Source organism: Pirellulaceae bacterium, assembly GCA_029243025.1.
In the GTDB taxonomy this organism is placed as follows: domain Bacteria; phylum Planctomycetota; class Planctomycetia; order Pirellulales; family Pirellulaceae.
Map to the genome: position 1 here is coordinate 48,053 of JAQWSU010000026.1, position 21,406 is coordinate 69,458.

Annotated in this window: 10 protein-coding genes and 2 pseudogenes; 4 read left to right on the forward strand and 8 right to left on the reverse strand. The window is 51.2% G+C overall.

From position 1 onward, the window contains the following. Positions 1-772 precede the first annotated feature (772 nt). The 4 genes from P8N76_11825 to P8N76_11840 all read left to right on the forward strand — a co-directional run bounded on the left by P8N76_11825 (position 773) and on the right by P8N76_11840 (position 5,625). Positions 773-2,680, forward strand: a complete 1,908-nt coding sequence (locus tag P8N76_11825) for a hypothetical protein (protein ID MDG2382352.1) — start codon at positions 773-775, stop codon at positions 2,678-2,680. Between the two features lie 122 nt (positions 2,681-2,802). Next, positions 2,803-3,093, forward strand: a complete 291-nt coding sequence (locus P8N76_11830; GenBank protein ID MDG2382353.1) for a hypothetical protein — start codon at positions 2,803-2,805, stop codon at positions 3,091-3,093. Between the two features lie 600 nt (positions 3,094-3,693). Further along, on the forward strand, positions 3,694-3,915 hold the full coding sequence (locus tag P8N76_11835; GenBank protein ID MDG2382354.1) for a hypothetical protein: 222 nt from the start codon (positions 3,694-3,696) through the stop codon (positions 3,913-3,915). A gap of 444 nt (positions 3,916-4,359) precedes the next feature. Beyond that, the gene (locus P8N76_11840; protein ID MDG2382355.1) at positions 4,360-5,625 is read left to right on the forward strand and encodes a hypothetical protein; all 1,266 of its coding nucleotides are present in this window, start codon (positions 4,360-4,362) and stop codon (positions 5,623-5,625) included. A 220-nt stretch (positions 5,626-5,845) separates the two neighbouring features. Here P8N76_11840 and P8N76_11845 read toward each other — a convergent pair whose 3' ends face one another. The 8 genes and pseudogenes from P8N76_11845 to P8N76_11880 all read right to left on the reverse strand — a co-directional run bounded on the left by P8N76_11845 (position 5,846) and on the right by P8N76_11880 (position 20,838). Continuing rightward, positions 5,846-7,279: a DUF3472 domain-containing protein gene (locus P8N76_11845; protein MDG2382356.1), complete on the reverse strand. Its 1,434-nt coding sequence runs from the start codon at positions 7,277-7,279 to the stop codon at positions 5,846-5,848. Positions 7,280-7,357: 78 nt separating this feature from the next. Then, on the reverse strand, positions 7,358-8,734 hold the full coding sequence (locus P8N76_11850; GenBank protein ID MDG2382357.1) for an Ldh family oxidoreductase: 1,377 nt from the start codon (positions 8,732-8,734) through the stop codon (positions 7,358-7,360). Positions 8,735-8,797: 63 nt separating this feature from the next. Continuing rightward, positions 8,798-11,698: pseudogene (locus tag P8N76_11855) on the reverse strand (amino acid adenylation domain-containing protein). A 1,382-nt stretch (positions 11,699-13,080) separates the two neighbouring features. Then, positions 13,081-14,583, reverse strand: a complete 1,503-nt coding sequence (locus P8N76_11860; GenBank protein MDG2382358.1) for a hypothetical protein — start codon at positions 14,581-14,583, stop codon at positions 13,081-13,083. 27 nt (positions 14,584-14,610) lie between these two features. Further along, the gene (locus tag P8N76_11865; protein MDG2382359.1) at positions 14,611-14,823 is read right to left on the reverse strand and encodes a hypothetical protein; all 213 of its coding nucleotides are present in this window, start codon (positions 14,821-14,823) and stop codon (positions 14,611-14,613) included. A 964-nt stretch (positions 14,824-15,787) separates the two neighbouring features. Then, on the reverse strand, positions 15,788-16,351 hold the full coding sequence (locus tag P8N76_11870) for an ECF-type sigma factor (protein MDG2382360.1): 564 nt from the start codon (positions 16,349-16,351) through the stop codon (positions 15,788-15,790). 197 nt (positions 16,352-16,548) lie between these two features. Continuing rightward, positions 16,549-18,825 (reverse strand): tetratricopeptide repeat protein, encoded by a 2,277-nt coding sequence (locus tag P8N76_11875; GenBank protein MDG2382361.1) that lies wholly within the window; start codon positions 18,823-18,825, stop codon positions 16,549-16,551. 981 nt (positions 18,826-19,806) lie between these two features. After that, a pseudogene (locus tag P8N76_11880) lies at positions 19,807-20,838 on the reverse strand (serine/threonine-protein kinase). Positions 20,839-21,406 lie beyond the last annotated feature (568 nt).

Consider the following 21,406-nt stretch of genomic DNA (forward strand, 5'->3'; position numbering starts at 1 on the left):
TCGCATCAACGGCCTGCAAGAGTTGGGTTCTGGCTCTTGTTTGTCCGTTGCCACACATCGCTGTGGCTGGCGAGGATCAAGAAGAGTATTTTGAACGGCACGAGCGCTTTTATCCAATACCTGGAAGGAGACTTTCGGCTCAGTCGGCATCAAATACCAGGTGCACAAGTTTGGTGCGACTGTTCACGCACAGGAATTGATCGAATCCGTCGATCCGCCCTATCGCAGAGATCACGAGTGATCGTCGGGTCTGGGGGCGGCAACGTACTCGATGCGGCACGAGCCGTCGCCACCGACCTGGAACTACCAGTCGTGAACTGCCCGACTGTGGCCTCGAGCGATGCGTTGATTCGGCCCAGAACGAGCAGCCGTTTTGATTGAAGTGGTGAATTTGGCGAAGGTGACACGCCGCATCTTCCCCCCACCGAACCCTACCCAAACATTTTTCTCCTGTCGCGACGATCAACGACCACAACCGCAAGCTCACTCTCGAACCATCAGATTTTCGCGACCGGGTAGAGAAACGCTACGTGGCGCAGATATTTCCACCTTAAAATCTCCCTCGATTGGAACGGTCCATCCGATTCGTATCCATTCGCTACCCCGATCATCAACACAAACCGCCTAGCCGCAGACATTTGCGCGATTCTTAAATATCCCACGCCAATCCACCACAACGATTCTTGCAATCCGAGAATAACCGCGGAACTTTTGCCTTCGCGTCCGCGTCAGAAGCATGGAACGTTCATCCCTCTTTGACGGAGATCACGCGATGAGGAAAACAATGATCGGCGTCGGCTTACTGGCGTTGGGATTCGCCACCGCTTACCTGATTTACTGGAACACTTTCTACTACAGTGTGTTACGCAGGGACGTTCAACCCAGCGCAAATCCTGCGGATAATCTCCGGATCATCGACGATCGATTAGAAGACAAAAATCCCAACTTTGACCCTCAACTGGTCGATCCCCAAGATTACGACGGCTGGCAGCTAAATAAAAGCGCCGCCGTAATCCGATTGGACTGCCCAGATATTCAACCGGACATCGAACCGGAAATGGACATCCTTTACGCGAGCTATACGGATGCAATCGAAGCAGCGCAAAGCCGAAACTTCCAACTGATCCCCAGCGCTAACATGCTAGATGGCATCGCCAAACAATTTGATGACGGCCTATATGCAGCATTGGACCTCGCCTACTTTGAAGGAATCGCAGGCGAGTCTCCATCTGCAGTCGATTTTATTAAAAGTCTATTTGCGGCCCTGCCACGAGAGAGTGGAGCACGTCCATTTCTCGCAGCCGCTTTGCATTTTGCGGACCAGTCCGTGGAACTCACTGATTCTGATCAGCGGGCTTCCGAGCGTTGGATTGAAGAATTTGCAGCAGATCAATCGCGTTCTCAACCGATCTCATTTTACACCTGGAACGATGACCTGCGCCGCGTTTGGAAGTTCTATCGTTTCTTACAACACACGTTTGTGCAAGAAGACTTAGCCATTCCAATCTCGCTTGCAGCCGTTCTGGAGTCCGACCCCTCGCTGAAGACAGTCTATCAGCAGCTACTGAGCTTTTACGCGGGACTCACGAACCCTTTCCTCTGCCTAAACCTGAGCGACCTGGAAGGTGAGTCGACTAACTTAACAACGTTGCGTAAACAACTTGACCGACAACAATCGGTCGTGAGTATCCTGCCTCCTTCCAGCAGTCGGGAAAACGAATTATTCGACCGTCTGTTTGCGACGAGATCCGCTTCAGAAACGAACTTCATGATTGCGATCTTGAAACAGATTCGATCAGGCACCGTTGACCTCGCGCCACGCCGAGACAGCGGTTGGTATGACCGTCAAGTGTATGCCTTGGAACCACTCATCCTCCCCGAACGCGGTGACGAGAGTCAGAAGCTCATGCATACAGCCAAATACAAGCGTCGCCTACTCCAAGCGTTCCAGGCCCTCATCACAAAACGGCGAGAAACACACGCTCGACAAATGATGCTCGCTAGCGATAGCGCCGTTGCCATGCCAACCGAGGGTGCCATACGCCCTCGATTACGGATTGAACCCAATGCGACATTCTACCTGCGTACCGCGAGAAGCTACGCCTTCCTCGAATCATTTCTACTCGATCATGTTCGCGGAGAAACGCTCGAACAGTTACACGGTTTGCGAGAGAAGGGCCCTCGCGAACTCAACCTAAAGACCGAGTTAGCCCAAATCAAACATCTCTTCTACGGCTTCTATTTGATTACCTGTGAAGACATCGGCATGGTTCCCAACCTAACCGAGGCCGAAACAGCTAATCTTGCAGATGCCTACTATCGGGCCGAGAACTGGTTAACCAATTTCAAACACGAAGACCTAGCTGTTGATACAAGGGTATCCGTTCCAATTATGAATGTAGTCACCGACAATTCGACTCGGCTATGGTCAACACTCGGTGTTCGCTTAGTAAAATTGAACGCACGGTTCGAACGCGCACCGAAAATGAGAGAAACTCCAGAAGCGGAATGGCAGGACGTAGAGCCCTATTATCTTAGTGACACAGACTACATTATTCCGGTCGACGAGTTCTCTGAATTGCGATTACCGGCAGGACAAGTCTTGACACGCAAACAATTGCGGAGCCTCTGCGACCGCCACAAAACAAAGGCGGCAATTACCAAAGCGTTATCACCCTAAGCATGAATTTTTGCCCTCGATCAAACTCAATCAATTTGCTCACAGTGCCACCCAACTCGGGATGAGTTTTCCTGAAGAGCTGCGTCCCAATTAACTTCGGTCTGCTGAAAAGGAGCAGAACCATGCCTAGTCACCTGCAGTCCACGCGGATCGCCTGGACGCGACTGCCCTCCCTACTGCTTGGCACCGAAGTGACCATTAAGGACAAGGCTGACGAATACCGCGGAATCTGGTACCAAAATCGACCATTCAAGAACGAGTACAAGTTTAGATACAGCGGGGGACTCGGAACCTATTGTGCAAAGCAAAAACCGTTCGCTGTTTATTCGCCCCAAGCCCAAAAAGCTTTTTTTGCTACGGGGACGTTGCGGCCGATTACCACAAGCAAGCAGATCTCATGCGAGCAGGAATAGGAAGCGAAAAGCCTAGCAGGTGCCAACTGGCCTGCCTTGAAGCGATTGGCAAATATCGGCCAAGGCCATTATCAAATTAGCGGATCCTAGGCCGACCAAGCCGCGACAGGCTTCAATGATCATCCAAAGACAAAGGACTTAAACTGGCGAACTAACCTTTACTACATGGAAACGATGAACGAAGGGAAAGTGTGTCAGGCGGCTGACGGTACCGTTCTCAAGTGACCCTTCAACGAAATCCACAACCCAGCCCTGGTCCATGATTTCGAAGCCAAAGGACTTCTCGTTTCGACGCAGGGCGCCACATTCGATACGAAAGGACCCCCATTATTCTCTTCGTCACCTCAAAAGGATTTGAGTCTGAAGCCAAGAATAACCAACGAACGTGGCGCATCGCACGATGGACGGGAGATGATTGGAAAATCCACTCGATCACGACCTCCGATAGCAATTACGACCTAAGATCCCTTTATTTAGAATCCGATCCTCTGTTTCGTTTAATCACCCCACGGACTCGGAGCCGCAGCGATACAACCCAGGTGGAGAAGTTGCGAACTGGGTCAGTGAAAAAGCGGCAGAACGTGAGAGAAAGGAAAACAGTTGACCGGACAAAGCGATTACAACCAGACTTACGTTCGACGGTCCGTTGCTGCACAACCGGATTTCTACTTGTTCTGGGCAGACGGATACGGACACCAAGCCTCAACGTCGCGGCTTTACTTTTCCAGCAAAAAAGGCGACGTTTTGCAATTGCCCGTTTCGATCACGGCTGAATTCAAAACGCCAACAGCCGTCCCAAGGGCAGGAATTCCTGACAACTAATCGCGACTCCTTTGATCTAACCTCCGTCGGATTCGATCATTGAAGAAACCTTGCTCTTCGCGATCACTAAGCTGTGATTTGGCAAGGGTTCATGCAGATAGCAGCCCCCACCTCCCGACGCAACCTGCTTGGCTGCTTCCAACGTCGGTCTTGATCGAAGGTGACTGATGGATTGGCCTGTGACGGAGCCATTCGCAAGCCAATCTATTTTTTCTACCTCAATACGCTATTTCCAAACTTGCTCCAGACTTCCGCCCTTGGTTGTTTGATTTTTCCCAAAAAACTCGCAAAGATTTCACGCCCGCTTACGCACCCGATGTCGTTGAGCTCTTACCGATCGAAGAAAACGGCTTGCATCACTCGATCTCACCGCAACTTGCCAATTTCTCGAGAAATTCAACCGCAATCGTTTCTTCCCGACAATGAATTCAGGAGTTCCCAAGGATGCGCACCCCCAACAAATCACGTCGATTCGATATGCTTGAATGCCTGGAAGATCGTCAAATGATGGCGGCCGATCTCATGAGCGGACCGATCGATGAAATGGGGCCCTTTCCTACGGAGGATCGTCCTGCAGTTCACATTCAAGACGACAGCAGCACCTCCGACCTTGAAATCGGTGCTGAGCCGTCAATCGACGAGATCTTCATCATCCCCGACGGTGTAATTGGGACGTGGACGAATGTGGACGATGGCACCCGTGGGATTACTCAAATCCAAATCAGCCAAGGACCCGACGGACACCACATTCAAGCCTGGGGCTCCTGCGTACCTGCAGATTGTGATTGGGGACGAACCGACTTAGATCTCCTGGGGAGTTCTGTGAATGGCCCAACAGTCGACTATGCCGTCGGGTCCTGGAATCCTGGGTGGAAAGAAGCGACGATCACCGTCGCATTCCGTGGAACCCATGGCAAAATCGTTGATTTCTACAACGTCTACACCGACAACACGAACCGTGAAAACATGCATCAGCGTTACTGGCTTTCAAACGAAGGATCGATGCACGAGATCGACGACCAGGGGAATAGCGAACTCGCTCAGGTCCTCCCCGGCGAATGGGTCAATTCAGACCCAGACTCAGCTAATTTGACGATGCTGACCGTCACCGAATCCTCCCTCGGAAATTTAATCACCCAGGCACATGCTTCCTGCGAACCGACGGACTGCGATTGGGGTGAGGTTTCGATGCATGGAGTCGGCTCCACGATCTCTGATAAGAGTCCTGAATATGCGATTGCCAACTACGAATTCGATTCCAAAACTACTTTCGTTACGACGCGTTTCGACGGAAACGATCTGATCGTAGGCACCTACAATGTTTTCGATGGCCGAAGCAGGCATTCCAATTATTACAGCGAAGATCGGATGTGGAAGTTAGGGGATGCCAATCATGACGGACACTTCAACTCATCAGACCTTGTCCAGATGATGCAGGCGGCCGAATACGAAGATCATGTTGATGGGAATTCGTCCTGGGAAGAAGGTGACTTCAACCGTGATGGCGATTTCACGACATCGGATTTGGTACTAGCCTTCGGTTCAGGGGCCTACGAAGCGAACGAACCGATAACAATCCTATCGGCACCTACCCCGCCAACCTGGTCCATCAACTCACCGCCTGCATTCAATTCGTTCAGCGACTTAATCGATGCAGCTTTTGACGACGACGACCTGCTACCAAGCGGTCCTATCACCATCCACACGTAGAACACCCAGACACGGCCCTGACTCTCATGACCAAAGACTCCGAAAAAGACAGCTCGATCACAGCTACCTTGAAAAGGCATTCGTCGACATCGGCAGGGAACGCAGCGTTAAAAAGAACCGGAGATTTATCGATATTGATAGTGGGCACGTAACCCTTTAAACAGCTCGATAACGTTTCCGAACCGTGTTCCCCGTCTCCGACTGCCGAAGCAAACAAAACTCAACCGCGAGGCAGTGATTCAAAATCGATTTTGGGCTGTTCGGCGGTCTTGGCATCGCGTGAAAAGAGCTCACCAGGGCGCCCCGATCCGTCAAAAAATCCACAATTCTTGAGGTAGAACCGCCCCGCATCACTCCCGCCCGTGAAGTCAAGTCGATGCCGACCGGATCCTGTCGCATCGACCGAAAACCTAGCATCTGTGCATTCGAACCACTTACCGTTTGTGTCAGCCACCCAAACATTGCCGTAAAACGCGCTTCGCCCGATGTGTCCAAACGCCGGTGAGAAACTTTCCAAAAACGAGTGAAAGCGACGAAGATGGGTATCCGTCTGGGGCCGACGAAAGCTGGCGATGAGTCGCCACTCGCCCACCGCTTTGTTGCCAAACCACGATGTGTAGACCGTATTTCCTTTTCCATCAGGCGTGACCTCCGTGAGAAATCGGTAAGTCGCGCCTGCCTTCCACGGATAAACAAGATAACTCTGGCCCCCGGAACCCTCGTTACCAAATTCGCCAATGTGAACATCAGGGCCGCGTTCCAAGCAGCGAATTCGCTGATCTTCTGGAATGTCGCGGGGATTGTCCGTGTTAAATGGACTCCAAACGGAAAACAGGACTCGTCGTTCAGTGGGACTGTTAACCTGAATCCCGAAGTAACCTTCACCAAATCCGTTCGCCATAAAATACGAACCGATCGGATCTTGCCCAACCGGGACCGTAATTTCACTGTAAGCGTATTGCAACGGACGCCCCTTGGGAACCTGGTAACTCAGATGGACCGAGGGGCCACGGCGGCCCCAGTAAAACATGCTTCCCTCGTTTGTCTTGACGTAGTCCAACTTCAAACCATCGGTCTCCGAAGAAACCAACAGATCTCGCAGATCGCCAAAGTCGCCGCCCGTTCGCTCGTGGCCCTGCAGTTCGACCTGCACGTAGCCTGGATTCGGAACATTGATTCGACCAATTCCCACGGTTTCCAATTGTGTGCCTGACAACGTACTTTCGAATGAAGCATCGGCCACTCGTATTCGCAAGATGGAACGACCGTCTTCGATTTTCGCCCGCAACGCGAGTCGTAAATCACAAGGCCGATCCACATGAAAGAACACCGTAAATACAGATTCCGGATTGGCCCAAGACACAGCTCCATCGCGGCGAACCCCATTGCCACCGGGTCGCGGTGCCGTACGAAAACCATTCCCAGCCATCGGTACCACCCACTCTGCGGACATCAATGCCGAAGCAGGAAGAATCACCATTACCGTGATCACAGCGAAGACGAGCGATTGAATTAACTTTTTCATATTCGGATGGGCAGTGTCTTGATGTAGTGAAAGAAAGAAGGAGAACAGGTGCAGGCGTCCTATCCACAGCAGTTCACGCCAGCTGCAAACGCCCCGATTCGACATCCGAGGATAACGGCACAAAACCATTTGTCCATCCCCTCTTTCTTGTGGATCGACCCGTAGGCGCTGCGTGAGACGTCCAGCTGCTGTCCTTGTCTGACAAAATCAATCAGGCGAGGCGTTTGCACCTGCCGCAATGATTTGAATACGCGTAGCCAACCCCATTTCATCCGCGTATTTGACGAGCGAGTCGTATGTGGAAGCTCGAAGTCTTACCCCTTCTTGCAAGCTACGTTGACGTGCAGTCATTTCGAGTTCTCCGGGCACCAAGATTTCATCGACTCCCTCCATTTTTTTTGCTGACTTCGCTTGTTTGATCATTTCATCGACTCGACTCCGAAATTGCTCCGCCGGCATAAACAATTCAGGGTCAAAAGCGAGAAAGAATTGACCAAAATCATGAGGTGTTTTCTTGCCATCCTGCTTACGATGGTCGAGGCCGAAACCAGCTCCGCTTAAAACTCCGGAAAGAATTTCCATCACGAACGCTAAACCGTAGCCCTTGTGCCCACCAATTGGCACGCCCAGTCCAGCGGCCAGATCCTCCAGTTTCATGGAGGGCTGCCCCAGATGGTCAAGAATCCAATCATTCTCGAGTGATTTACCTTCTCGCACCTGCAAGGCAATTTTTCCGCGAGGAGCGACACTCATCGCAATATCTAACAGGACGGGGAAATACTTATTGGCGGGAATCCCCACGCCCAGCGGATTATTTCCAAGCGTCGGTGTCCGCCCTCCCGTGGGCGCGAGAATTACGGGGCCATTCGTAGTGCAAAGCCCAATCATCCCCTCGCATGCTGCCTTCCAAACATAATGGCCTGCCGCTCCAAAATGATTGGAATGCTTGGCAGAGACGATTCCAATCCCAGTCTGCTGCGCCTTGCGTATCGCAAATTCCATCGCAACTTCGGCCACCCATTGCCCCGGCGCATTATCGCCGTTCAGGAGCGCGCTCATCGGCGTTTCCTTCTCAACACGGATATTTGGCCGGGCGTTAAGAACCCCTGCTGCAATACGTCGAGCGTAACGTGGAATGCTAACCATGTTGTGGGTAGGCTGCCCACGCAGGTTGGCTTCCAGTTGAATCTCAGTAACCCGACGAGCTCCTTCTTCATCCAGGCCGGCTTCGCGAAACGCTTCGATTCCAAACTGCCTCAAGCTTTCAGAGGTTACGAGTACCTCCGATTCATTTAGGCCATTATTTTTGGCTGTCACTGAATGATTGGCCGCCAAAGATGGTTCGAGAACACGAGTGAGTTCGCCGATCGACTGATTGGCAAAAAGAAGTTTTAACGTCAGGGGTAAGCCCAATCGATTGGCGCGAGCAACGATTTGCACACTGCGAATCGAATCACCTCCTAAATCGAAGAAATTGTCATCGTCCCGGATATTTTCAACTTGCAGCACATCCCGCCAGACTCTCAGTAAAGCTACTTTTATCGATCCAACGGAGGTGATCCTATCGGGTTGGGCTAACGACATCGGGGGACGCGCATCTCCCTCAACCGGCCTGGCGATCTCCCTGCGATCAAGCTTCCCATTTCCCAATCTAGCCAACTTGGGCACAATTTTGATTTCGTCTGGCACCATATAGGCCGGCAATTGACTGCGAAGAAACCTCACGAGAGTCGCCGACAAATTTTCAGGCGTTGCCACCTCAACCGGCACCACTGCAGCGATGAGACGATTCCCTACCTGAGCGTCCCTCACGCAGACAGCCGCACTCTCCTTGACGCACTCATGGGACTGTAGCACCCTCTCAATTTCGCCAGGTTCCACCCGAAATCCTCGCACTTTAATCTGTTGGTCCATTCGCCCAACAATCTCTATCGTGCCATCACTCCGATATCGAGCCAAATCTCCCGTTCGATAGAGCCGTCCTGGCTCACCAAGGGATGCGGGAGAATGAACAAACGTTTCTGCGGTGAGAGCGGTTCGGTTCAGATACCCCCGTCCGACACCGTGACCGCCGACATACACTTCGCCGACCATTCCCACAGAGGTTGGGTGACCAGCTTGATCACAAATATAAATCTGAGTGTTAGCAATGGGCTTTCCCAGCGGTACGACCGGGCTGCTTCCTACAGGCAGATCGGAAACATGATACGGATAAGTCGTGACAATCCCTGTAGTTTCCGTTTGACCATACATATTAATCAACGATGAAAGACCACCGGTGATTTCATGCCACTCAACAGCTAATTGAACCGGCAGAGGCTCGCTGGCAGAAAGAAGAAGTCGCACCTCATTATCCAACAAGCCGGTACGCGTTGTTTCCGGTAGGCTCTTCAGCCAATCCACGCAACTTTGCCAGTAGGTTGGAACCCAGTCGACAATCGATACGCGTTCACGTTTGATCAGCTCAAACAGAAGCTCTTGATTCCCTACCTGCTCTTCCGTAGCAAGCACGATCGCACTTCCGCATCCTAACGGCATCACCAACTGCCGGACCGACGAGGAGAAAGCAAACGAGGCCGTATGCAAATACCGGTCACTTGGCTGAATCCCTACCGCTGCACCAATCGCTTGAGCATAATGATCCAGATTGCAACGGGAGATGCGAACGCCCTTTGGCTTCCCTGCCGTTCCAGAGGTGTAGATCAAGTAGGCCCAGGACTGGTCCGATTCGACTGTTTCTAAATTGGATGTAGTCTGCCGATCGAGTTCGGCAGCCACACAATCCAGCTTCACTGCTGAGCGACCTTCGCCAATCGACAGTTCCTCAAGACCCGCCAGAGACAATCCGTCATCCAATACCAAAAAGCTAGGCTTGGCGTCGTCCAACATGAACTGGATCCGGTCGCGGGGATACATGGCATCAATCGGCATGTAGGCGGCGCCTGTCTTGAGAACCCCAAGAATGGCCGCAATCATTTCGATGGACCGTGACAGATAAAGTCCCACGAGTCCCTCAGGACCAACACCTCTTTTTTGCAGATAACGTGCCCACTGATTGGCTCGTGAGTTCAGCTCCTCATACGTAACGGTCCCTGCTCCGCAGACCACCGCCAGCCTACCCGGATCCCTTCCGGCAACAGATTGAAATTCCTGAAGAAACGATCGACCAAGCAACGCTTGGTCTTCCGTCGCATTCCAATCACATAACAAGCGTCGCCGTTCCTCGTCCCCAACAACAGATAATTCTCCGGTAGTTTGTTTGGAATTCGCCGCGAGCTGAGCCAATAGGGTCGAAAAACAATCCGCAAACCTTTCGATCGTGCTGCGATCAAACAAGTCGGAATTATATTGCCAACGCAAGGCAATTCCCCGTTTACTTTCCGACAGATAGAGCGTTAAATCAAACTTCGCCGATTCGGTATCTACGGGATATATCGTAGCAACAAGGTCTTCGGCAAGCTTAAATCCTTGCTCTTGATCGCGAAAGGATTGAAAAGCAAACATCACCTGTACGAGAGGCGATCGCCGATTATCACGATCGATGGATAACTCATTTAATATTTGTTCAAACGGAAACTGTTGGTTTGCATAAGCGTTTACCGTTAACTCACGAACTTGTTCAAGCAACGTCATAAAAGAGGGATTCCCCTCCAGTCGCGTGCGTAAGGGAAGCGTGTTAGCAAAGCAACCGACCAAATCTTCCGTTTCCTTTCGTGACCGATTCGCCACCGGAATACCAATCACAAGATCCGTTTGGCCGGTCAGCCGAGAAAGCAGAATATTGAAGGCGCAAAAGAAGGCCATGAACGGGGTGGCGTTCACTTCCCGACCAATCCCGGTCAATGCAGCCACCGTATCATTCGAAATCGTTGAACCAACACTCGCACCCCGAAAAGATCCTTCCGCCGAATGAGCGTAATCTGTCGGTAGATCAATGGCGGGCGGACAATCTTCCAGATGGTGAGCCCAGAATTGGCGTTGGGTCGCCATCTCTTTCTCTTGTCCAACGCCACGTAGCCAACGTGCGTAGTCGGCAAATTGAATAGGCAAGTCAGCGAGCGGCGACGGCTTTCCCGCGACAAACGCCCCATACAATTCCCTCAATTCTCGATACAGGATTCCCTTCGACCAACCGTCCGAAACAATATGGTGCATCATCAAACGCAACAGGTACGAATCCCGATCCTTACGAATCAACGTGGCGTGAAACACAGGACCATTTTCGAGATCAAAGCGCCGTTGGGCCTCTAATTGGACGATCCGACTCAGCTCAGCCGCCCTTAAGTTTCTTCCCATTTACGACAGATCAATCATTTCCAGCGACTCTGCCGCAGGATTCGTGGCAATCTGAAAGACGTCATCTCCAACGATGGAAAAGGTATTGCGCAATACGGCATGCCTTCGCCGAATTTCATCGATCGCTTTACTGAGCGCCGGCATATCAAGCTTGCCCGACAACTCTAAGGACGCGGACATGTTATAGGCAGCCAAATCACGTTCCATTTCCTCCAAGAACCAGATCCGCTGTTGGCCAAAGAGGACGGAAATCTCTCCAAGGGTACGGCTCCAACCGATATGACCTCACTGCCCTTCGCATCCATTCTGTCGCTGCACAATTTTTTGACTTCGTTGGCCAGATCGGCAATCTTCGGACAATCGCATACAACCTGCAAAGGCGAACGTACTTGATGCGACTTGAAGATCCGCAGGATCACCTTTACTGCCAGAAGAGGATCCCCCGCCAGCTGGAATAAATCGTCATGAACTCCAACCTGCTTCAGATTCAAAAGGTCGGACCAGATTCTAACCAGACTTTCTTCAACGGGATTCCGTGGTTTCATCGACTCGTCCGTTGGTTCCCATTTGAGAGATGTCGGCTAAGGAAACTTGCTGGAATTCATCTTGCCGTTTGCGGTCAATTAAAATTCAGCCGCTGAAACAAACTCATTTCGCATCTGCGATTCAGGAAGAACCTGTACTAGATCTTCCTTCGAATGTGCAGAGCAATTTTTGGGCACGTACCAAGCAATCAGTTGTGCTGAATCCAATTGTAATTGCTGAGGCTCCACATAACGGTCACTTGTCTGGTTGTGGTTCGATAGTACTTGGGCGTTCCCGTCGGGATCGATGCAAACGCCATTCATATTCAGCTAATAGTCGATAGGCCGATGCATCTCGAATAGCCCGCCTTGCCGGCCTGCAAAAACAAACAGGCTGCCTCTTCAGTTTTCCTTTTGGATCGTTGCGGGCAAGCAGAAGTAAGCATCGCGGGCACTGGCAATGAAACAGTCATGCACTTGCTAGTGTCTTCGAAAACAACACTGGATCGCGATGGAGACGATGATGCAAATTTCGTCTTTACGAGTTAAATCTGCATCAACAGTGATCGCTTTGATCTGGTATTCGGAACAGATATCCCGCACTCCCTCAATCAAAATCACTTCGTCTGCGCCATTGATTCCGGACGATAATCCTCCAGCGATTGCCACACGGCATGGCAACTTGGTGTAAATAATTTACAAATTAGGTGGATCTTATGAAAGAACGTCGTTGCTCAAAGACAAGCAGCAGAGCGTGAACTGGAACTTCCACCCTTTTCCTGAAACGACCAATATGTGCAGAAACTCAATTTCGCGTAAGGGGCAAAACAACACATGCAAATAAGAAACTGCTTCCTGCCGATCAGGTCGTAGTGGACGGAATAGCAAGATGCAGTTTGGCCTGAAAGTCGAGAATACTGATGCGACGAAAAGACTAGTTTTGCGACATCGCGAATGTAACCTTCGATCGCTTGCTGCTCGGTACATCCTCAAAACATTTGGACAAGACTCAAATTTGCCCGGTGAGAGACTCTAAGTCAGGCGTGCAACATTGCGAGCAAAGACAATGGCAAGATTGGGAAGATCCAAGCAGGCAAGTATCAATCAGAATCAGAGCAACAAAATCGGTCGCTCGTCGTGATCATCCTCGATTTCATTCGGTGTACTCGCCAAGGCCGCGGCAACGCTTTGAAGAGCTTGAGGCTCTAAATCCATGGCTGGCAGTGCGATCGAGTCGACGGTCGAATTGTCCGAACCGCTCGCATTCAAAGCGGAGGGTACAGCATTTAAATGATTGAGTACCAGCAAAGCATCCAGTGGTTCAATAGAACCATTCGCGTTGCAATCAACAAAACCTGGAGGCGTCATTGGCCAGACCATCGTGGCAGGAAGCCATCCTGTGAGCCCCGCGTTCAACCGTGCCAGAATAGAATTTGCATCGGCTTCCGTGACGCTCCCATCACTATCGACGTCGAGGGAATTAACTGGATTGCTCCAGACAGCCGCAGCCTCCGCGACAGTGACTTCAATGTTCGCTGTACCCACACTCCCCTGGTCATCCACAACCGAATACTCGAATGAATCAGGCCCACGATAGGAACTTGCCGGCGTGTATCGCAGGATCTGCTGTGCGTCGACAGCACCGTTAATCGCTGTTCCAGGTGTGGACGATCGATGGTTGTCGTACGCGTGCGCTTCTTCGCCACGGGTTCCGGGAATGCGTTGGATCGCACCAAGATCAAGCGAGCTATCAGGTTCGCCCTCCCATTTGCCGACCAACTCAGCTAACGCAATGCGACTGTGATCGACGGGCGTACCCCAAGCAACAAAATCATCGATTTTGTTGGCATCACCGAACCCCGTCTGACCGTCTCGATAGAGGATCAGCTCCCCTGACTCGTCAGAAACCGTAAATCCATCGGGCCACTCGAGTTGTAGATAACCGCGGACTGCAATGGCTTCCCCAGCTCCCCACTCTGACACTCTGACATCATCCGCACCCGAAACCAAAACTTGTTCGACTTGACTTAATTCCACTCGTTCGTAGTCTGCATTGAACAGCTCAATGTATTCGTCTGGAACGACCTCAGAGATCACAAGCTGAGGTATGAAAGTTTCCATTGGATCAAGATCGACGGGATATTCAGCCACCGTAATTTCGACAAACCCATGAGCTGGCTGCGTCACATCAGTGATCGTGAGTCGATTATTTCCCGCATCGTTGGCAAGCACGTCAATGTCAACGTTTCCATCGACCGGAGCAAAGACAGCATCATCAATCGGATCGATCGTCGCTTCCGCTACATCGATTAGCATCTGTCTCAATGCGTTGTAATCATCCGTGTCTTCTAAGCTGTTCGTCGTGAGATTAAACACATCAACGGCAACGTTGTTGGCATCGACAACCACGACGTCACGATAGGTACCGGGCCAAGTCGTCAGCCACGTATCAGATTTATTGTCACCGTCCAAATCGACGTCTTGCAGCCAGGGGATGTCTCGACCTTCGGTTGTATCCGCATTGCCGATCTCATGTCCCACCGGATTCATCCCCAATATCTGGATATCCAGGTCGGGTCGATTTTGTTCCAGATCATTTTGCAGATCATCCAAGTACCCATACTGGGCACGACATCGAGATCACGTCGCATAGCCGAAATACCAAGCGCTGACATCACCCGAATAGTCCCTTGGCGAAACGGCTTGGTCGTAAGTAGAAGACGTTGGGTTCACGTCGATCAGCGCAAAATCAGCAACTTGTGCAGGCGCCTCGACCGCTCCCAACAGATCGGCTGTCAGCAAATGACGGCCTTCCAAAGACTGGAAAACCCGTGGTCGAAAACTTCGTCTCATTCGAATAGTTCCAACATTCCCGGATGCTGCGTTTCCATAACCGAACTGTGAAACGCCATGATTTCACTATAATCAGCCGTCAAAATTCTCAACCGATGCTCTAAAAAAACAGTAAACAATTGTTGACCTTCACAACTCCGCCGTCGCAGGAAATGCGATTGATCGGATTGCAGCAATCATAGCAACACCACGTTTTCAATCCACACAACGGGGCGACAACGGTGGAACCCCTCCATTCCACACAGCCGACCGATGAACGACGACGCAGATTCTCCTAGGCAACGTCCCCCCCCCGCGAAATTGCGCGACGATCAAGTCTCGCATCGTATACCGGATGGTCGGGAACGAATTCGGCAACCGCCCAAGCCGATCCGTGCCCCGTGATTCAGCCGTTTTTTCGCCCCTCATCAGTCAAATCAATCTCTGTTGATTCTGATTTTTCAAACTGGACACTTTGTCTTGAAAACCTGTCGATTCTCCATGTCACGAGCAATCTCGTCCTGAACACCCGCTCTCAGTCCGAGCATCCGACCGACGTTCCACGAGACGAATTCAGTAGTTCCGCCACATCAAATAATTGACACTAGATTTTTTCGATTGTGCAAAGATTCAAATTTTTGTCACGCGCATGCTCCGGGCATCTTACAAAAACCGGCGATTCGAGCAGGAAGTCTATTCGCCTCGTTTACGGCAGAGAACATTCTCCGTTGTCCACGGCCAAATTCCCGGATCAACGAGTCGGCAAACAGTTATCAACAAGACGCGAAAACCCTACAACCGTCATCCAAGCACCGGCAGATGCGATTCGACCAGAACAACGTTGAATTGCCTTTCATAGTCTTCCGCGTACACCAGCGCCGCTGACGCAATGCTCCAATCCATAGAATTGGGAAGTGAAGCAATCGACACATCAAAGGCTGGGCACCTTTGAAGCAAAAACTCTGCCTACAGAAACAGCAGAGCATCACCTGGATTGTTCCTGCTCCCACTTCAGCCGAATCAACTGGAGTTGTCTTTCGACCGTTCTTAATGAGCAGTCAAGTTTCGCGGCGATTTCGCTGTTAGTGAATCCTTGCATTTTCGCCACAGCCAACGTTTCAAGCCCCTTGTCGGAAAGAAGATCAAGTAGCCGTTTGAACTCTTCATCAAAGATTGCAATCAGCTCTGGACCTGTCGGATCACCAATCGCCTCCAAAATCGCCTCTTCATTTTGAACCTTGAGACGGCTTAACTCATATCGTCTTAAGTCGATTGCTTTTCTTGCTGTCATCCGCAACAGTAATCGCAGGATACCGTCGCGGTCTTTGAGATCAGGAAATCGACCTCTCTCGGCTGCTCGACAAAAGCTGTCAAAAGCACTCAAGGCTACATCCTCTTCATCGGCCATTCCTCCGGATACCCCGAGGAGCTTTTGGCGTGCATGCCCAACAAGCCGATCGAAATAGCGCTCAAAAACGGCATTCGCGGCAACTGACTCACCTTGTTTCAATTGGTCAATCCAAAGTGCGCTGGGGTTTTCTGAAGCCATTCACGGGTCCCACATTTCATTGCAGCAGGCAAACAAAAATCAATCTTCATTCACATTTTAATTCATTGTCACTTAATTCATTGCCACAGTCTAATGAAACGCAGGCAGCATTTAAACGTCGAAGCGCAACGTCTTCAATGGGCTGTGTCCAGACTCAGTAGACAGACAATCCTCACCGATCCGTCAGCGTTTAAGTCTTATTCGTCTGGGCCATCGACTTGTTCTTCGAGATCGGTGGAGAAAACCTCGCCTGCCTCGACCTTGAGACGTTCAAGCGTATCGAGTTGTCCTGGGGCAAGTTCGGGATGGTTCGCCCACCACTGAATCGCCTGGTTGTAGCATTCCTTCCCTTTTTCCAGTTGCCCACTGGCGTGATAACTCATCGCGAGGAAAAACAGATTGGACGCCGTCGGTTGCTGAGGCGCAAGCTCTGCTGCTTTCAGCAGCTGCTCAATCGCCTTGTCATACTTTTCCAATCGATAGTGGGCTGCCCCCAAGGTCGTATGAACCCGATAGGGATTTTCCGGCGCGAGGGCTGCTTTTTCAACAAGCCGCATCGCTTGCTCGGGATCGCGAAATTCCGCGGGTCCTGTGAGATAAATCCAAGCGAGTCCATCGCTGGCGTTGGAATCATCAGCGGCAATCTTGAGTGCTTGATGACCATCGGCAATGGCCTCACGATATTGCTTCGTGAGCCAATGAAGAATCCCCCTCCAAAAGTAATTCTCTGCCTTCGGTTCCAATTCAATCAATTGATTCGAATCTTGTAGAGCTTCGGCGAACATCGCAAGCCGCGAGTAATAAACGGAACGTGCATAGTAAGCCTCACGATGACCAGGATCGTCTGCGATCTTTCGACTGAAATAGGCCACATAGTCTAGATTCGCCTCGCGCATCCGATTGATCTTTTGGTGGGCTCGCGCTCGGTAAAGATAAGCTTCTGCGTAATCGGGATAAAGTTCGACAGCCCGTTTACATTTTGCCAATTCGAATTCATTCTGAGAAACTTGCGCTGTCTGCAGCTTCGTTTCGCCTAGGTCGAACTCGACCTGAAGCCGTTTGTTGGGATCCATTCGAAGGTCGTCGTCCCCGAGTCGCGGTTCCCAATCGAGTCCCACTTCGCCCAAAACATTCCGAATTTTTCGCAAATCCCAATGAAGAACCACACCGTTCTGGGTACAAGCAACCAATTGGCTTCCGTCTCTATTTAAGCTCACACACCTCAAGATATCGGAATGGGGCGATGCCAAGGTTGCCAGTTCACGTCGAGTAGCGGTATCGATCAACTTCACGCTCCAACTGCTTTGAGCAATTGCCAAGATCTTTCCGTCACCTGAGAATGTCAAAGGTGGCTGATGCCCTCCGCCCGAATCACGTGGTATCCGATCGACCAAGTTCCAATCGATCGTCTCGTAAAAAGCAAATTCATCCGCTCTACCGATCGCCAACAAATCACTTTCGGGAGCGAAGGCAGTGATTGCATTGATACCGGAGATTTGATTGATCTGTTTTCCATTCTGAGCATTCCAAATTTTCGTTTTCTGTCCCTGCCAAGCATTTGTCGTCGTCCACTTACCATCGCGGCTGGTGGATCCCGGACCGTAGCCCAAAAAACGCACGCCGGATGGCTGTGCTTTCAGATCAAGCATAAGCGTCCGATTGGGCGCGGGCTCACAGGTTACGGTGAGAAACCGCCCGTCAGAAGTCAATGCACAACGTCTTGGAATTCCGTCGAGAGGAACAATCAGATCTTCTGGTGGCCCAATTTCTAATCGACGGGGCGTCGCATCCTCATGGATTTTGATCGGCCAACGGTAAAGCCCCTTTGCCGAACAAGTCACCAAGAATTTACCGAATGGGTCAAAACATCCCGAACCAATTCCTGCGCCCAGCGGAAGCGTTCCCAATGACTTTCCAGCGATCAAATCCCAAAGCTGAATACCATCAACCCCCGAACAGATCATCAATCGTCCATCATCGCTGATATCAACGTCGTGACACTGTTGAATCCGAGTCAATAGCTGGAAACCTTGCGGATTGATGACTTCCCATCGCCCAACCGTCGAACGGCTTAGCCCCAAGGCGAGATAACGATCGTCGTTGCTGAAATCCTGACAATAACCGCTCGTTCGTAGCAACTCGCTTCCCGTTGCAACGTCCCAGATTCTGGAAGTACCATCCCAACTCGTGGAAGCAAGTAGGTTTCCTTTCTGGTTAAAGGCAGCATGCAGCGCGACTGCCTCATGGCCTCTACAAATAATCTCCGGATCCTTACTTTCCTCGTTCCACACGTACAGATTATTACCACTACAGGCTGCGAGCCGCCGACCATCGGCACTCCAAGAAACATGGTTCAATGAGTTGTCCGTCGTACGAGTTTGTGTCTGATCGTCCCAAGCAATCAGATTAATTTCGTTACCTTGACAGACAGCCAATCGATCGCCCCGAGGCGAAAACCGAATCACATTTGCCATCGGTGAACCGACTTGAATCCGATTCACCTCTTTGCCGGAGCGCAGGTCGTAGCGCACAATCTCGCCAGTTTGATGGTAGGTGGCAAAGAATTGGTTGTCCGAACTGAAATCGAACGCATAGCTATACCAGGGCAAACCGGTGGTCACTTCTTTCACGAGGGTGGACCCATTCAGATCCCAAACTTGAGTCGGGATCTTAAAATTGCTGCTTCCGCTGGTGGCCAGATATCTGGCATTGGGACTAAACCGTAGAGCAAGCCGATAACCTGAATTAATCTCCGCTGGCCTACCGATGGTTGCGTGTGGGATTAAATGAGTTTCTTCGTTATCGAATACACGCCGCACCGAAATATTGCCTTCACGATCGAAGCGAGCGTAATGCTCGACTTCGTCATCAAAGTCGATGACCGTGCTATCCTGCCCAGGCGGATAACAGTCCCATTCTTGATCCAATTTCAAATCGACCAAAGTCATCGAAGCAATCATTTCGTTTCGAAGTTCCACCACAGCCTCGGGCTGCAAGGCAGTCACAGGCACAAGCTGAGCCGCCTCGCGAAGTGCTTCGAGACCTTGGATTCGCTGTCCCATTTGGCCGCTCAAACGAAGTGCCCTTGCTTGATTGACTAACGATTCCCAAAGTTGCTTTGTCTTCGCCAACCGTGCTTGCCTTTCATCATCGGCTAACTGACTTTTCTGCGTTGCAAGTTGTTCAGCGTTGACCACTGCGTTCTGCAGTTCGACACGCAGGTCGCGTTCCACCGCCGCAACATGACTTTCTCGTCTGGCAATCCATACCCCTCCCACTGCAAGTACCATGAGCATCACCAGAGCAGTCGTTACCGTAGTTGAAACGAGAGCCACATGCCGTCGCGCCCATTTACGACCTCGTTGCAGCAGCGTGGGCGGCTTTGCCAGGATCGGCTTATCTTCCAAAAAACGTCGCAGGTCATCGGCCAAATCTTGTGAATTCAGGTATCTTTCGGCCGGATTCTTTGCCATCGCCTTCGACACGATCGTGCAAAGTTCGGCGGGAATGGCTTTATTCAGACGATGAGGTGGAATCGGCTCGTCAAAAGCGATCTGCCTGAGCAACTCCTCTCGGTCCTTGCCTCGGATTGCGGGATGCAAGGTGAGCAACTCATACAATGTCACCCCCAACGAATAGATGTCAGTTCGATGGTCAACCATAATCCTTTTCGCCATCGCCTGCTCAGGACTCATATAACGAAAGGTACCCAGCAAATCACCCGATACGGTCAAACCACCATCGGTCCCCACTCGTGCCAAGCCAAAGTCCGTCACCCAAACCTTGCCACGTGGATCCAACAAAAGATTTGATGGTTTTACGTCCCGATGGATGACGCCCATTCCGTGCGCGTGTTCCAACGCTTCTGCCGCTTCAATACCAAGGTTGGCAATCGTCCGAAAGTAATGGCGACTCTTGATAGATCCTTCGCTAGAAATCGATGCAAGCGGCGTCACATTGGTAGCGGAGTTTGCATCCGAGGTTGCCAATCGTGGATCGCTTCGTAGCCGGCCAGGAGTTTCCGGTGCCGAAACGGTCTTGTCGGGCTGGTCACTCAATTCATTGGCAGGTACAAATCGTCCCGCAGCAAGTTCGCTCGCAAGCTCCACCGCTGACCTGGGCATCACCGAACTGGATATCGACTGCGTAGAATCTTTATCAACGGGTTTGGTCCTGACGCCTTCGGTATGCTGGAGTTGTTCCACCATCTCGGCCAAACTGAATCCGTCGATAAACTGCATGGCATAATAATGAACCCCCCGCTCGTTACCAACGGAATATACGGGAACAATGTTTTGGTGATGCAGCAAGGCGGCAGCTTGAGATTCTGTCCGAAATCGTTGCAGCTGTCGTTGATCCAAAACAGCGGCGAACGGCAACACTTTCAGAGCAACTCGACGACCCAATGAAATCTGCTCAGCCTCATAAACCACGCCCATACCACCGCGACCGATCTCGCGGATTATTCGATAATCACCCAATGTTTTCGTGAGCTGTCCTGTCTCCGGATCGGCTGGCAGAATACCACTTTCTGCCGCATCAGATCTCGAGGGCACCTGATCGTTGATCGCCGCATCAACAACATCGATCTCGTGGGAAAATCTCGCATGATATTCTTCCCGCTCAATCCGCTCACCTTTCCGAGTTTTGTAATCAAACTCAAGAATGAGTAACTCAGTCAGCAACCGCGAGCGTTGGGGCCCCGCCGTCGGCGCAAGATATTCTTCAATGCGAGGCGACTTTCCCTGCTTGCAAGCCGACTCGAACTCAAGACAGATGGCATTGATCTGTTCAAGGTCGGAGAGCGAAATCTTCGTACTCGGCGAATCTGATTTCTGGCTCATAACCGATCCTCTTGCTTGCTGTCAAAATCTTATTCACTCGACCTAGCCAGCACGCCTTGCAAAAAAACGCAATTGAATGATTCGTGGAAGGTTGCCCACCCACCATCGATTTCCACTGCCTTACGATTCGATTCAAAGCCACAGTCAATCCATTCAACTCAGTTTCAAATCAATCGATCGCGAACGCATTGCATGCTCAAAATAGCGTGAA